Here is a 14,889-nt window from a genome sequence, read left to right on the forward strand (position 1 = left end):
CTGAGGTCATGAGTACTGAACGTTTAGTGGAACGGATTCGCTATTTAAACCACATTGGTATTGCCCTAACAGCTGAGCGCGATCCATTAAGATTGCTGGAGATGATTCTCAGCAGTGCGCGGAAGCTTACAGGAGCTGACGCTGGCTCTTTGTATTTAATGAAGGGCGAAGATAACGAGCGCGCATTGCATTTCGCACTCGTGCAAAATGACAAACTCAAGATTCACTATGGCGGCTCCGGTGAGCCGCTTTCCGATAAGTTCGCGCCACTGCCACTATTTAAGAACGGTAAACCCAACGACTCGATGATTGTGGTGAGTGCAGCGTTAGATGAAAAAACGATTGTTATCGATGACGCCTACCATGCCGAAGGCTTCGACTTCTCGGGCACACGTGCATTCGATGAGAAAACCGGTTATCACACAGAATCGGTTCTAGTAATACCGCTTCGCAATCACGAAAATGAGGTTATTGCCGCGCTCCAGTTGATCAACAAATTAGAAAATGGCGCAACCACCGCATTTTACGATGATGACATTGAACTAGCCGAGTCACTCGCATCCCAAGCAGCAATTGCCCTCACCAACCAACGCCTAATTCGCGAGCTGGAAACCTTGTTCGAGAGTTTTACACAACTCATAGCAGAGGCCATTGATGCGAAGTCACCACAAACGGGCGCACACTGTCGACGTGTCCCAGAGCTGACTCTGATGATTGCTGATGCGGCAAGTGGTTCTCAGTATCCTGGCATTGAATCCTTTAGTATGGACGAGCGCGAACGATACGAGCTTAAAACAGCGGCATGGATGCATGATTGTGGCAAAATCGTCACGCCTCCCCATGTGGTTGAAAAAAGTCGTAAACTCGAGACCATCTATGACCGTATTGGCACTATTGAAGCACGCTTTGCCGCGCTGGCAGCGCAACCTGAATGGGCGAACCGCCGCGAGGAGCTAGCCGACGACTTAGAGTTCCTGCGCGTCGTCAATGCGGGTGGAGAGTTTATGAGCGATGAGGATGTTGCGCGGGTTCAAAGTATTGCAACTCGCACCTATCCAACGCTCGAGGGCGAGCAGCAACCTCTGCTCACTGCTCAAGAAGTCGAGTTTTTGTCCATTCGCCGCGGCACGCTCACCGCAGAAGAACGCAAAATTATGGAAGACCACATGGTTCATACCATCAACATGCTCGAGAAACTGCCGTTTCCGAAGCATTTACGACGGGTTCCAGAATTTGCTGGTGGCCATCATGAGCGCATGGATGGCAATGGCTATCCACGTGGACTCACCAAAGAGCAAATGTCGATACCAGCGAGAATTATGGGGATTGCGGACGTGTTCGAGGCGTTGACTGCACCAGAGCGCAGCTACAAAAAACCGATGCCACTGTCACAGAGCCTCACCATTATGGGACGAATGGTTGAGAACAATCATCTCGATGCGGACCTGTTCCGATTGTTTGTCGATAAGCAAGTCTATTTGAATTATGCACAAGAATTTTTGCAACCTGAGCAAATCGATACCGTTGATTTAACGCAGTTACCGGGGTACTCAGCACGATGAACTTACATGTTTTAGGCTGCAGCGGCGGCATCGGCGGCAGTACTCCGAGTACTTGCGTCCAGTTAACACCGAACATTTTGATTGATGCAGGTTCGGGCTTAGAGCAGTTATCACTCGACGCCATGCGCCAAGTTGACCATATTTTGCTGACGCATGCCCACATGGATCACATTAGTGCACTGGCCACTTTTCTATCGAATGTGATTGGTTATCGAGAACAGGCGGTCCGCGTGTATGCACAACCCGCTACATTGGAAGTCCTCCGTAAACATATATTTAATTGGCAAGTGTGGCCTGATTTCACGGTACTCCCCAATGTCGAGCAACCTATTATTGACATGGTACCCCTGCAACCCGGCAAAACTTTCGCAGTAGAGAACTTGCAAGTGACGCCGATTACTATGGAGCATACGGTGCCAACGGTTGGCTTTAGTATTCGCATCGATGACCACCATTTAATTTACTGCGCGGATACCACCTACAACGCCAACTTGATTGATGCCTTGAATCAACTCCCGCCTGCCGATCAGCTCGTGATCGAATGCTCATTTCCGCAATCACAGCATGAAATGGCGATGCTTTCCAAACACTTAACCACAGAATTATTGAAACGATTTATCGACCAATTGCAGTATCAACCTAAAGAAATTTTGGTCGCTCATTTAAAACCAAACTACGAGACGGCAATCCGTGCCGAGTTAGCTGAGCTGTTGGCGGACTATCCGTGGCGTTATTTGGAGCAATGATCACCACCTGAAGCTTGATGACGACCTCATTCGCACAAGCGAAATGGCATTGCGCAATTTTTCAGCATGTTCTAATCTTCACAGGATATTTACAGTCTTACTGAAGGATCGATAGATGCTACTGTGCAGGAACGCACGACTAGCTCTCGTGGTACTGGTCGCGTGCTTAAATTCTCCCCATCTGAGTGCTCAAACACTACAGGACGCCATTGCTCGCGCCCAACAGTCCGCTGCTGCTGGCGACGTAACCTCCGCGTTCACGGAACTCCAATCCTTAGAAAATGATTACGCTGGTGATCCCGAGTTTGATTATTGGTATGGCGTCATTGCCCTTCGCGCTGGTGAGGAGAGTGAGGCAATCGTTGCTCTGCAACGCGTCATTGCGGTGAACCCAAAGCATGCTGGAGCTCATATGGAGTTAGTAGGTGCTCACTTACGGCAGAATAATGTCGAGCGCGCACAGCATCATCTAACCATTGCGAAGTCACTGAATCCACCTGAACGCGCCGCGACCATGATTCAACGCTATGAAGAAGCTATTGCCGAGCGCCAGCAGCGGGCGCGAGACGGTGTTTCTTTGGTGGTGTTGGGAACCGATGTCGGTTACGACAGCAACTATATGAATTATCCAGACACCTTTGATTTATTTCAGGGGACCTTTTTAGAAGGTATCGCCATTTTAGAGGCGGATGAGACCGCGTTTGCGACGTTACGAGGCAGCTATTACCGCCAGAAGCCGGTGAACGAAAGTGAATATTTCGAGGTTACGGCCAGCGGTCAAGCACGTGTCAACCAAGCCGACGAAGCCGGTGCGTTTAATACCAACATTGTTCAACTTGCCGCGCTTTATGGCGAACGCGTGAATGATCGTCAGCAATTTAAATATGGTGTTGAAGCCAGCAAAATATGGCTCGATGAACAAAGCTTTCGCTCGCACATTGGCCTACAAATTAGCTATGAACATCAAATGAACGATCAAGATTTGGTTCGCGCCACCACGAGGTTACGCGATTTTCATTTCAAGAATAACCGCAATGATTACCGCTCTGGCATGGGTGAAGCCGAATGGACACACAAGTTTTCTAAGGTTTTGACCGGACGTTTTCGGGGTGCTGCTGAAATTGAACGGGTAAAGAATAACCCTGCTCGTCCCGGTGGTGATGCTACTCGGCTATACGTCTCTGCCGACTTTGACTATCAGTGGGATGACCGCAATAAAGTATCGGCAGGACTGATTTATGGTCGATTACGCTACCACGATCCTGGCTTCGCCATTTTTAATCGCGGTCAGGATGACATGCGCAGTGATGACCTAGTAAGTCTGCGTAGCGAATGGCAACACAACTTAACTCGTAATTGGCAACTTGCCCTGAGCGCTCAGTACCGAAACCAGCGCTCGAGCGTAGACTTTTTCGATTTGGACCAGAGCTTGGTTCAGTGGACGGTGACTTATGCTTACTAAGGCATTAAAACAGACACTTACGTGGATTGGCTTGCGCACACTCAGTGTGCTCTTGGTTGTGCTGGCTGCAGCTGGGTTTAGTCCCCTTTTGAGTGCAGCTGAAACGGTCGAAATTGCCCGCCTACTGTTCGTTCATGGACAAGTAGAAATACATCGCGAAGCTGAAGTGATTGAAGCTCGGCGCGGTAACGTGTTGTTTGTGGGTGATCGCGTCATCACTCATGAGAATAGTAGCGCCCAAATGCGGTTTAATGACCAACAGCTGGTCGCCATTCGTCCTAAGTCAGCCTACGAAATTATTGCTCACAAGTTTGACCCGGATAATGCTGCTGATAACACGCACTCGAGCCACCTCCTGCGCGGTGGTTTGCGCGCGGTAACCGGATTAATTGGTAAATCGACACCAGAGAACGTGGAATTTACAACGCCAGTTGCGACAATGGGTATTCGTGGCACCGACTTACGTATTGTCGTGATACCTGTAGGTCAAGAAGATCAGTATGGTGGTTTGCCAGCCGGTGTGTACCTATTGGTAAATGATGGTTTGGTTAACATTAAGACCTTGATAGCCGATGAAGATGTTCCTGCTGGCGGCTTCAAATATGCGGAAGATGAGAACTCACCACCGAGTGATCCTCCTGTTGGCTCTGACGAAGTTTTTGGCGAAGAAGAGGAATTTGTTGAGGACGATGAAGAGCAAGACGACGAGAATACTGAAGAAGGCTCTGAAGAAAATCCAGACGAGAGTTCTGACGACGATACCGATGACAATGATGAAGGTGCTGACGATCAAGAAGGTATTGAAAACGATGACGAATTGGAGCCTGTCGATCCAGATAGCGGTGGTTCCGATCCAGGTCCTGGCAATGATGGTGGTAACGACAATGACCCCGTTATTCCTCCCGAGCAAGCCGGACAAGATGATGCTGAAGATCGCGGTGAGGAAGTAGCTGAGCCGGAGCCTGAACCAGAGCCAGAGCCAGAGCCAGAGCCCGAACCAGAGCCAGAGCCAGAGCCTGAGCCAGAGCCCGAACCTGAACCCGAGCCTGAGCCGGAGCCGGAGCCTGAGCCAGAACCCGAGCCAGAGCCAGAGCCTGAACCTGAACCTGAGCCCGAGCCTGAACCCGAGCCAGAGCCAGAACCTGAACCTGAGCCCGAGCCTGAACCCGAGCCAGAGCCAGAACCCGAACCTGAGCCCGAACCCGAGCCAGAGCCAGAACCTGAACCCGAACCCGAGCCTGAACCGGAACCTGAGCCTGAACCCGAGCCAGAACCCGAACCTGAACCTGAGCCAGAACCCGAGCCTGAGCCCGAGCCTGAACCCGAGCCAGAGCCAGAACCCGAACCTGAGCCCGAACCCGAGCCAGAGCCAGAACCTGAGCCCGAACCCGAGCCAGAACCTGAACCAGAGCCAGAGCCGGAACCCGAGCCTGAGCCGGAACCCGAGCCTGAGCCAGAACCTGAGCCAGAGCCAGAACCTGAGCCAGAGCCAGAACCTGAGCCAGAACCTGAGCCAGAACCTGAGCCAGAGCCAGAACCTGAGCCAGAACCTGAGCCAGAGCCAGAGCCAGAACCTGAGCCAGAGCCAGAACCTGAACCCGAGCCCGAGCCCGAGCCCGAGCCTGAGCCTGAGCCCGATCCCAGCGATCTGCCGCCTACTGGCGCGGGTTTAAATGATGGTGGCTTTAGCGGTGGTACACAAACTGCAAGCGTCATGTTTGACGAGAGCGGCGCGTTGGTGCGTATTGAAGACGGCGGTTTTGTCTTTGTCGCAGAGAATGCAAACAATAACGTCACCAGCCAATCAGTCTCTGAATCTGTTTCTGAAAGTAATGTCAGTTTTGACTCATTACCGCTTGATTCCTATATCCCTGGATCGACCAATACATTCTCATGGGGCCTGTGGGCACCAGAGAGCTATACGCTGACATACAATGATGAGCCCTTGGATAACAGTCGTAGCTTTGGCTATAGCTATGCACCACATGTCTATTACGATGCAGCGAGTGCCATTGCACAAGCAGCGCTGTATTCCGAGCCAGCGCGGTTTGAAATTGTCTTTAGTCAGGTACCAAGTGAAGCCAATGGCATTTTGAATGTCATGAAGGAAACCTCATGGATAGATGTCGACTTCGGCACGGCAACCATTGATGCGCAGATCAACCTCTTCTATGAGGATGCTGGTAGTCTCAATCTATCCGCCGCAGGAACCATACAAGACTTCTATGACAGTTACTTAAACCTTACTGAGGATAGTAGTAACCCACTCTTTATTGATGGTCGCTTGTACGGTCAATTCACCGGGCACGAAGACTGGGGGATTGATGGCATGTTAGCGGGAATCTATCTCGAACTAGGTCAACTCGCACAAACCGAGTTAGTTCGTTATTGGATTCAAATTGGTCTTGTGAATACCTACTGCTGGCGTAGCTTCCCCTGCGACTTTATTGATGCCAACTACCAATCTACAAACATTACTCTCGCAGGTAGCACCTTTATAGGACAGGCTGATTATATAGCCATGCGACCCAACAGTGATTCGCTGTGGTTAGATGGTGATCAATTTGCCGCCGATATTTGGGCTCCGATTGCCGCTCGCAGCGACGCAGTTTACGGTTACTCGCCTCACTTTGTAGTACTGGACCCAACTGGCTTAGTCGGTGGTGACAGCGCGCATAGTTATTCGCTAACTACCGAATCAGGTGCCATCGAATTTCGCTGGGGCTATTGGGAACCTGGTAGCTACATGATCAAGAACTATGATCCTAACTATCGATTGGAATGGAGCTACGACGTCGAGAATGCAAGTTCACTCCCGTATCACTTTGTCTGGTCAAATGTCGATGGCCCAAGTGTATTGCCAGATTCTGGCATCCGTTCTTTTGAATTTGCGGCAGGTGGATCACTGCTTGCTAACGACCAAAGTGGTTCCATCGATCTGATCGATGGCAACATCGCCATCGATTTTGGTCAAGAATCTGTGTTTGTGACCCTGCTGTTCGATGTGGGTGAAGCAACAGAAAGTCTGCAAGGATCGAGTTCCATCTGGAGTTTACTCAATGACTCTGAGTATGGTTTTTCGCTATACGGCTACGGTGAGATCATTTCTAGCGGAGTGATGTATGCATCGCTCGTAGGTGAAGATTTAGAGGCTCTTGCCGCATTGTTGCGAGTGTTTGGCTACAACGATGCATTTGTTGGCGCCGCTGTGTTCTCGGCGAGTGATTCGTTGGGGCAAAGCCTTGCTGCAATGGGCGCAGTCAATGGTGGGATGCTGGGTCTGAATGACAACATTTCGATTTTCTCGAATGCGCAAAATACGGCTGTTATCGGCACTACGCTCGCACAAGCACAGTCTGAAAATTGGCTATTCCAATTGTTACAACTCCCTCAGTACATGGGTAGTGAATCAGAATGGTATGTCTATGACAGTAGTGGCAACGTCGCAGCTTCAGTATTTTCTGGCTGGGTATCTGCTGGTGGTTACGCGCTTTTCGAGCAAATTAATGCGGCTGGCGATGCACAGAGTCAGTCTACCGACAACACGAGTCCATTCTATTACAGCTATACCGATGTACTGACTGACTTAAACACCTTAGCCATTGCTGGAGTACACTCCTGGCGGCCGAATAGTTCGTTGTACTTTACTGACGATTCGCTGGGAGGTGGTTTTATTGCCTCGACAGACGGCTTCCTCACAGTCAACTTCGATACAGGTGAAGTAGCGATCTCGCTCGATTTCAAACAGTACGATGCCTTCGAACTGCCACTAGGTGCTGGTCGCCTCTGGACACAAGTATTGTTCGCTGACCTGTACGAATCACAAGGCATAGAATTACAAGGTGAAGGAATCTTCGCTGCCACTGGCAATCGACTTTGGGCACGTCCTGTAGGTGCTCAGATGGAAGGTATAGCCACCTTATTGCGTGCTTATTTGGTCGGTAGTACGGATGCCTTGCTAGGCGACCTACTGTTTACGCGGTATTCCTTTAGTGGCATTCCTGCAATTGGCGGCAGCGATGCGACCTTTGATCAGTTTTCAGGCATGGCAAATGCCGGCATCATGATTGCGGGCAACGGTTTTAACACGCATTTTTACGCTACCGATTTTTATGCCCAAGAACCGCAAGAAGTGGGCGCTGCCATCCTACCCAACTACGCCAGCAATGCCGCTGGCTATGAGCTATGGGGATACCTCAACCCTAACTATGTAATGAACTACTCAGTGCAGTTGGCTGGTGAAGATATTTACTTCTCCTATTGGGAAGCACCGCCTTCGGATTATTTGCTCTTTGGTCAGCAAAATGAGCGGATCTCAAGCGAACTATTGCGCGGTATTTCGAGCCCGAACTTCAGTGATCCTGCAACTTCGCTATCACTCGAGAATTTCAGTTATAACGTTGAGTTTGGTTATTTGTTCGATGCGCTCGAAGGCAATTGGATTGGCTTAGATGGAACAGCGAACGTTGACTTTATTAGCGGCACCATAGATTTTGATCTCGGTATTGACGAAGCTAGTGACGGTAATGTCTATTACCTATCCGCCAGCGCTACGGTGCAACAGCTGTTCGATATGGACGCCATTTTATTTAACGGTGGTTCGGGCAACTTCAGCGAGCTCACTTATCACGCGCATTGGTTAGGTGCTGAGCTACAAGGAATTATAGGTTTACTCGAAGGCTACCATGCTGGTGACGACAGCTTCTATCGAGGTTTCTTGTTGTGGGGACGTGATGTTGCGATTGAGCCACTCAATGAGATTGATCCGAATCGATGGAATACCGGTGGTATCATTGCTGGTAATCGTGATTACATGCTAGCAACGAATATCAACGCAGGGCTATTCAATAGTTCGGGTTCTACGGCGGTTCTGGCGCAGTTGCGCGGCGACGGTTTGCGTTTTAACAACCGAAATGCAGAAAGCTCTTTCAATTACAGCTTCAACTGGGCGGCGGGCAGTGTTGACCTCAACTGGGGTTACTGGACTGCGGGTAGCTACAGCATCTTCGACAGTATCGAAGTGCCGCCGAGCTCGGTTGCTGGTGACTCGATGCTGCTATACATGGCCGCATCGGTGATTACTCCAGCCACTGCAACGACACCAACAGGTTCCCTGAGCTATAACTACGTGCCAGCGGCACAACAGAATCGAGCTTATGATGCTGTTGATGGTGCTATCTCAAACTACGATGGTAGCCGCATTATTGTCGACTTCGACGATGAACTGGTGGCAGTCGATATCCGCATTGACTTCCTCGATGCAGATACCTTTGATTCAACTGGCATACTAGGAAGCTTTTTTGGCACCAGCGGTTTGACAGCACTGTATTCTGCACAGCAAATCGACTTGGTTGGTGACGGCTACTTTAGTGGTGGCTCGGGCGCTTTGTGGGGGCAATTCATTGGCTCTGAACACGAAGGCATTATGGCGCAATTCCGCGGCACGAACAGCGGTGGTAATTGGTTCCATGATGTACTGGTGTTCGAACAAATGGGCATCACGAATAGTGTCGATGAAGTCAGCCTCGCAGATTTAGGCGGCAACCCAGGCATTGCTTGGTTCTCCAATGCCGATAGCTTGTATCGCATCAATGGCGACGCGTTACGACTGTTGCTCACGACACCGGGCACAGAACCGACTCTGGGGCTCCGTAGTGCTTGGGACGGCGTCACCTACATTGGCGGCAACACACTGAACTACAGTGACAACTATGCCCTGCCTGGCTCGGCTGGACCCGACACACCGCAAATTCATTGGGGTTATTGGGAAGCGGAAGACTACACAGTACAGACTGCTGACCCAAGTGGATTCACAGCGCAGAACAATGATTCACGCATGTACTATCTGTACACCAATGATCTCACGCCTGCAGGTGCGACCTTGTTAAGTGGCACCCATACCTATTCGATGTTTACAGGTTCGACACTGAAAGGTAGTACCTACGAGTTTGATATGGATTACGACACATCCGACATTCAGGTGAATTTTGATGATGGGTTGGTCGATATCAATCTCGCCTTTATGAATGCAACCGACAGTGGCGGCTTGACCGCTACTGGTGTCGATTTCAGCACTTTCTGGGCGGATGGAGCCATTGACTTGATTGGTAGCGGCTTCTTTGACTCAGGTAGCATTGAAGCGACCTTTGTCGGCGCTGAATTTGAGGGCATCATGTCGATTATAGAGGCACAGGGCGGCGGTGACGCCCTGCGCGGAGTGGGAATATTTGGGCGCGATCCTTAACGGGTCGCGCGCTTCAGTTGCCATTGCCAATAAAGATGATAAACGGCTGGAATCACCAACAATGATAGCAGCGGTGCCGCTATCATACCGCCAATCATCGGCGCAGCTATACGCTGCATAACCTCGCTGCCAGTACCATGTGTCAGCATGATCGGTAGCAAACCGGCAATGATAGTCAGCACCGTCATGGCCTTGGGCCGAACCCGCATCACTGCACCTTCCATAATCGCCGAATCAAGGCCTGTTAGCGTGCGCTCTTGCGTATCTCGCCAGGCATTATTGAGATACAGCAACATCACTACCCCAAACTCGGCTGCCACACCCGCTAAGGCAATCATGCCCACCATTACGGCAATCGAGAGATTGAACTCCAAGTACCAGAGGAACCAAAGACTGCCAGCCAGTGCAATAGGCAGCGTCGCCATGATCAAGAGTGCTTGTTTGAACGAACGGAACGTTAAATAGAGCAAGATCAAAATAACCGCCAAGGTTATAGGAATCACTTCCTGTAACTTGGCTTCAACGCGCTCAATCTGCTCGAATTGACCCGACCAAGTCAAGGCGTACCGTGGCGGCAACTCTAAGTTAGCTAACGCTGCTCGTGCGTTGGTAATCACCGTACCAACGTCCGTATCACCCGCAACATCAATGAACACCCAACCTGTTGGCCGAGCGTTTTCACTGCGAATCATTGCCGGTCCATCGGTGACAGATACGGTTGCTAACTGCTCTAGCGTCACCCAAGCGCCGTCGCGACTAACCACGGGTAATTGCCGCAGACTTTCGACATGATCACGGTACTGACGTGGATAGCGCAAAGTAATGGGATAACGTTCTGTCCCTTCAACCGTTTCATCAATACGCCCACCGCCAATGGCAAACTGGATAACTCGCTGCAACTCCGCCTGACTCACGTTGTAGCGTGCCGCACGTGCTAAATCGGGCTGAATTTCAATGTAACGTCCTGCCGCAGGTCGCTCAGCATAGACTGAAGCAATGCCTGCTACATCGGCAAGCTCTTGCTCGATAGTTTGTCCGAGCTGCTGAATCTCGGCTAAATCAGGACCGGCAATTTTGAGTCCAAGCGGCGTTTTCAAACCGGTGGATAACATATCGATACGGGTCTTGATAGGCTGTACCCAAGCATTGGTGATACCCGGCACTTGGACAGTCGCATCGAGTTCGGCGATGATATCTTGAATGGTTACACCGTCCCGCCACTCCGCTTCAGGCTTCAACTGAATGGTGGTTTCTAGCATCGTCAGTGGTGCGGGATCGGTTGCTGTGTCAGCCCGACCTGCTTTACCAAAGACGCGGTCCACTTCTGGCACTTGAGCAATTAGCCGATCGGTTTTTTGCAATAATTGACTGACGGTTGCCGGACTAATACCCGGGAGCGTGGTTGGCATATACAGTAAGTCGCCTTCTTGCATGGTCGGCATAAACTCACTGCCGAGCTTACTGTATGGGTAGTAAGCACTTACTGCCAATAATGCAGCCAAAACTAGTGTCAGCTTAGGCCACGCCAAGACACCACGCAGCAGCGGTCGATAGACAAAAATCAATCCTCGAGTCAGCGGATTGCGATTCTCAGAAATGATTTTGCCACGGACAAAGTAGCCCATTAACACCGGCACCAAAGTCACGGCAAGCAATGCGGCGGCCGCCATCGCGAAAGTTTTGGTGTATGCCAAGGGGGCAAATAAGCGCCCCTCTTGCGCTTCCAGTGCAAAGACTGGCAGAAAGCTCAAAGTAATGATGAGGAGCGACAAAAATAGCGCTGGACCGACTTCGACACTGGCTTTTGCTACCAATTGCCAATGTTCTGCTGAGTTGGGTTGGCGTTGCTCTCGCTGTGTAAATCGCTCAAGGTGTTTGTGTGCATTCTCAACCATGACAATAGCTGCATCGACCAGCGCACCAATGGCGATCGCGATACCACCTAGGCTCATGATATTGGCGTTGATGCCCAGACTCCGCATCACAATAAAGCTCATGAGCACGGCCAAAGGCAGTGTGATAATCGCCACCAGTGCGGAACGAAGATGCAGCAAGAACAGCACTGTCACTAGCGCAACGAATGCCATCTCTTCAATCAATTTGGTTTGCAGGTTATCCACGGCGCGCTCAATCAATTGCGAGCGATCATAAGTTGTGACGATTTCGACACCATCAGGCAGCCCCGCAGCTATTGAGTCAAGCTTGGCGCGGACGTTTTCAATGGTGGCCAAGGCATTCTCGCCATGACGCATCACTACAATACCGCCGACCACTTCGCCCTCGCCGTCAAGCTCCGCAATACCGCGCCGCAGCTCAGGTCCGCGGCGCACGGTGGCAACATCAGCCAGCGTCACCGTGCCGTCACGCGAATTCATGACGGGCAATGGCACCTGCCGGAGGTCTTCGAGAGATTGAATATAACCGGTGCCACGCACCATATATTCAGCCTCACCCATTTCGATGATACCGCCACCCACCTCATTATTGGCGTCAACAATGGCCGATTGCACCTGCTCTAGCGTTAAACCCAACGCCTGCAGGCGCTGCGGCTCCACCACCACTTGATAGCCAGCCACCATGCCACCGACAGTAGCCACTTCGGCGACACCCGACACACTTTGTAGCTCTTGCTTCAAAAACCAATTCTGCAAACTGGTGAGCTCACCTAAGTCATGGCTACCACTGCGGTCCACCAGCGCATATTGGTAGATCCAGCCTACTCCACTAGCATCAGGCCCGAGTGTTGGTGTGACACCTTCAGGGAGACGATCCGCTGCCTGATTGAGATATTCCAGCACACGGCTACGCGCCCAATACATATCGGTGTCGTCATCGAACAAAATATAAAGATACGAGTCGCCAAAAAATGAATAGCCACGCACTTGCGTCGCCCCAGGCACCGCCAGCATGATATTGGCGAGCGGCCAGGTGACTTGTTCTTCCACTAACTGCGGCGCTTGCCCCGGGTACGGCGTTTTTACAATGACTTGAACATCAGATAGATCAGGGATCGCATCCAGCGGTGTCGACACCATGGCGCGCCAACCCAACCATGCCGCAATAAAAGCTGCGACCAGCACCAATAGGCGATTACGAATGGAGGCATTAATGATGTGCGTGAGCATCTTGCGCCTCCGCTGGTGCATCTTTTCGCTGTTGACGGCTCAGTAATAGACTTGCCTCAGAATCCAGCAAAAATTGGCCGGCAGTCACCACTTGTTCGCCCTCAGTTAAGCCTGACAGAATCTCCGCCTCGCCATTAACGACCAAGCCGACCTCAACAGGCCGTTGCTCGAAGCTGCCTTCGGCACTACGTACCATGACGCGATTCTCAGAACCGGTCAGAATCAGGCTGCTCACTGGCACCGCTAGCACATCTCGGCGTGGCCCACCAAATAACTCAACTTGCGCCTGCATGCCCACCTGCACCGGAGTGGTTACCGATTCGGGTAGCAAGATACGAACCCGCTGACTGCGAGTTTGTCTATCTAGCTCGGGATAAATGTAATCAATTTCGGTTTCAAAGCCGCGTAGGTCTGCTTGAGGCAAAGTAATGTCTGCTGGTGCACCTACGCGGAGCCAATTGCTGTAACGTTCGGGAACATCCGCGATCAGCCACACACTCTGGTCTCCGGTAATAGTCAGTAGTTCTGTGCTCGGTTGCACATACATACCCTGCGCCACGTTGAGTTCAGTGACCACTCCCGCCGCCGGAGCATACACAGGAACCCGGTAGAGAATCTCACCTGACTTCATTATCGCGTCAATTTGTGTCGCTCTCATACCCAATAACTCTAAGCGTAAGCGAGCATCACGGAGCAGTCGTTGACGCTGCGCATCCGCCATGGTGGACCCTGCAGCTGCCTGCAACAAATCTTGTTGGGCAACCACGAGCTCTCGGCTATAGATGGTGTACAGCAAGTCACCAGCTTCAACCCGTTGTCCCTCGCTCCGAATCGCTAACTCTTCGAGCCAGCCATCGGCGCGTGGATGAATATGCACGCGAGCATTGTCGTTCCATTCGACGGTACCTAGGGTTGCAAAGTAACGCCACAATGTGGTCCGGTACGCCGCTGTCGTCTGAATACCGAGGTTCTGTTGCATCTGGTCACTGATTTGCACCGTCACTTGCTCTTGCCGTTCGCGTGCTTCCAAGTCCATCCCACAAATGGGGCAAGTACCGGGCTCATCACGGACGATATGACTATGCATGGGGCAGATATATTCGACTGCAGCATCTTGCTCCAGTATTTCTGGTTGCGCTAACGCTTGAGCACTGGTTGGCTCTTGATGCTCGTGCTCATGCTCTTGAGCGAGCAACGGCTGAGGAAACACCACCACGCTTAGGGTTAAAACAACCATAAGCAACCACACCAAACGGGTCGAAAAAAGCGTATTCATAGCAAATGACCTTATGTAAAACCAATTTCAGCAGACAGAACTGCAAGCACTGTGGGAGACAGCGCGCTTACGAAACAAATTGATCTTTAGGCCATCGGTGGGCGGTCGAGGTATCCGGGTAAAGCGGTAATGACTGTGCCATCGTCTCGCAATATTTGCGCTGGCAGAGTACTCGGGAAGGTAAATGCAGATTGTGTAAGTGCAGACGCGGAGCCCGCACAATGGTGCTGACAGTCGCTACAGGTGTTATCGCAGTCCATGTGTTGAATGGCTACAATCTCACTAGCATTCGTCTCATCATCACAGCATGAATGATCAGCGTCGGCATCAGCTGCCATATGGTGCTGCATGGCTGGAACATTACTTGCCGACATGCTGTCATCACTCACACGCGCAGATGCCGGGGTCCCGAGGGAACCCAGCACCAGTAACACGATTAGCATGCGAATGATAATGTTCATGCCAGCAAGTATA

At 51.2% G+C, this 14,889-nt stretch carries 7 protein-coding genes; 4 read left to right on the top strand and 3 right to left on the bottom strand.

What is annotated here, in order from left to right:
- The first annotated feature begins 8 nt into the window (after positions 1-8).
- From ACN0S4_RS04085 to ACN0S4_RS04100, 4 genes are all read left to right on the top strand, one after another.
- Positions 9-1,562: an HD domain-containing phosphohydrolase gene (locus tag ACN0S4_RS04085; protein WP_417656437.1), complete on the top strand. Its 1,554-nt coding sequence runs from the start codon at positions 9-11 to the stop codon at positions 1,560-1,562.
- Entirely contained in the window at positions 1,559-2,308 is a 750-nt protein-coding gene (locus ACN0S4_RS04090; RefSeq protein ID WP_417656438.1) for a 3',5'-cyclic-nucleotide phosphodiesterase, read from the top strand. Before ACN0S4_RS04085 ends, ACN0S4_RS04090 begins: the two co-directional genes overlap by 4 nt.
- Positions 2,309-2,423: 115 nt before the next feature.
- Positions 2,424-3,770: a tetratricopeptide repeat protein gene (locus ACN0S4_RS04095; RefSeq protein WP_417656439.1), complete on the top strand. Its 1,347-nt coding sequence runs from the start codon at positions 2,424-2,426 to the stop codon at positions 3,768-3,770.
- Positions 3,760-10,014 (top strand): FecR family protein, encoded by a 6,255-nt coding sequence (locus tag ACN0S4_RS04100; protein ID WP_417656440.1) that lies wholly within the window; start codon positions 3,760-3,762, stop codon positions 10,012-10,014. Before ACN0S4_RS04095 ends, ACN0S4_RS04100 begins: the two co-directional genes overlap by 11 nt.
- Here ACN0S4_RS04100 and ACN0S4_RS04105 read toward each other — a convergent pair.
- From ACN0S4_RS04105 to ACN0S4_RS04115, 3 genes are all read right to left on the bottom strand, one after another.
- Positions 10,011-13,139, bottom strand: a complete 3,129-nt coding sequence (locus ACN0S4_RS04105) for an efflux RND transporter permease subunit (protein ID WP_417656441.1) — start codon at positions 13,137-13,139, stop codon at positions 10,011-10,013. The genes ACN0S4_RS04100 and ACN0S4_RS04105 overlap by 4 nt on opposite strands.
- The gene (locus ACN0S4_RS04110) at positions 13,120-14,415 is read right to left on the bottom strand and encodes an efflux RND transporter periplasmic adaptor subunit (RefSeq protein ID WP_417656442.1); all 1,296 of its coding nucleotides are present in this window, start codon (positions 14,413-14,415) and stop codon (positions 13,120-13,122) included. The genes ACN0S4_RS04105 and ACN0S4_RS04110 overlap by 20 nt, the downstream gene beginning before the upstream one ends.
- Before the next feature lie 86 nt (positions 14,416-14,501).
- Positions 14,502-14,876, bottom strand: a complete 375-nt coding sequence (locus tag ACN0S4_RS04115; RefSeq protein ID WP_417656443.1) for a hypothetical protein — start codon at positions 14,874-14,876, stop codon at positions 14,502-14,504.
- Positions 14,877-14,889: the final 13 nt, after the last annotated feature.

The sequence above is a fragment of the Pseudidiomarina aestuarii genome, from assembly GCF_048263735.1.
In the GTDB taxonomy this organism is placed as follows: Bacteria; Pseudomonadota; Gammaproteobacteria; order Enterobacterales; family Alteromonadaceae; genus Pseudidiomarina; species Pseudidiomarina aestuarii_B.

What these genes read in the sequence shown, in the direction of transcription:
- ACN0S4_RS04115 (WP_417656443.1), bottom strand. Translation starts at nt 14,876, where the DNA reads ATGAACATTATCATTCGCATGCTAATCGTGTTACTGGTGCTGGGTTCC.
- ACN0S4_RS04085 (WP_417656437.1), top strand. Translation starts at nt 9, where the DNA reads ATGAGTACTGAACGTTTAGTGGAACGGATTCGCTATTTAAACCACATT.
- ACN0S4_RS04110 (WP_417656442.1), bottom strand. Translation starts at nt 14,415, where the DNA reads ATGAATACGCTTTTTTCGACCCGTTTGGTGTGGTTGCTTATGGTTGTT.
- ACN0S4_RS04095 (WP_417656439.1), top strand. Translation starts at nt 2,424, where the DNA reads ATGCTACTGTGCAGGAACGCACGACTAGCTCTCGTGGTACTGGTCGCG.
- ACN0S4_RS04090 (WP_417656438.1), top strand. Translation starts at nt 1,559, where the DNA reads ATGAACTTACATGTTTTAGGCTGCAGCGGCGGCATCGGCGGCAGTACT.
- ACN0S4_RS04105 (WP_417656441.1), bottom strand. Translation starts at nt 13,139, where the DNA reads ATGCTCACGCACATCATTAATGCCTCCATTCGTAATCGCCTATTGGTG.
- ACN0S4_RS04100 (WP_417656440.1), top strand. Translation starts at nt 3,760, where the DNA reads ATGCTTACTAAGGCATTAAAACAGACACTTACGTGGATTGGCTTGCGC.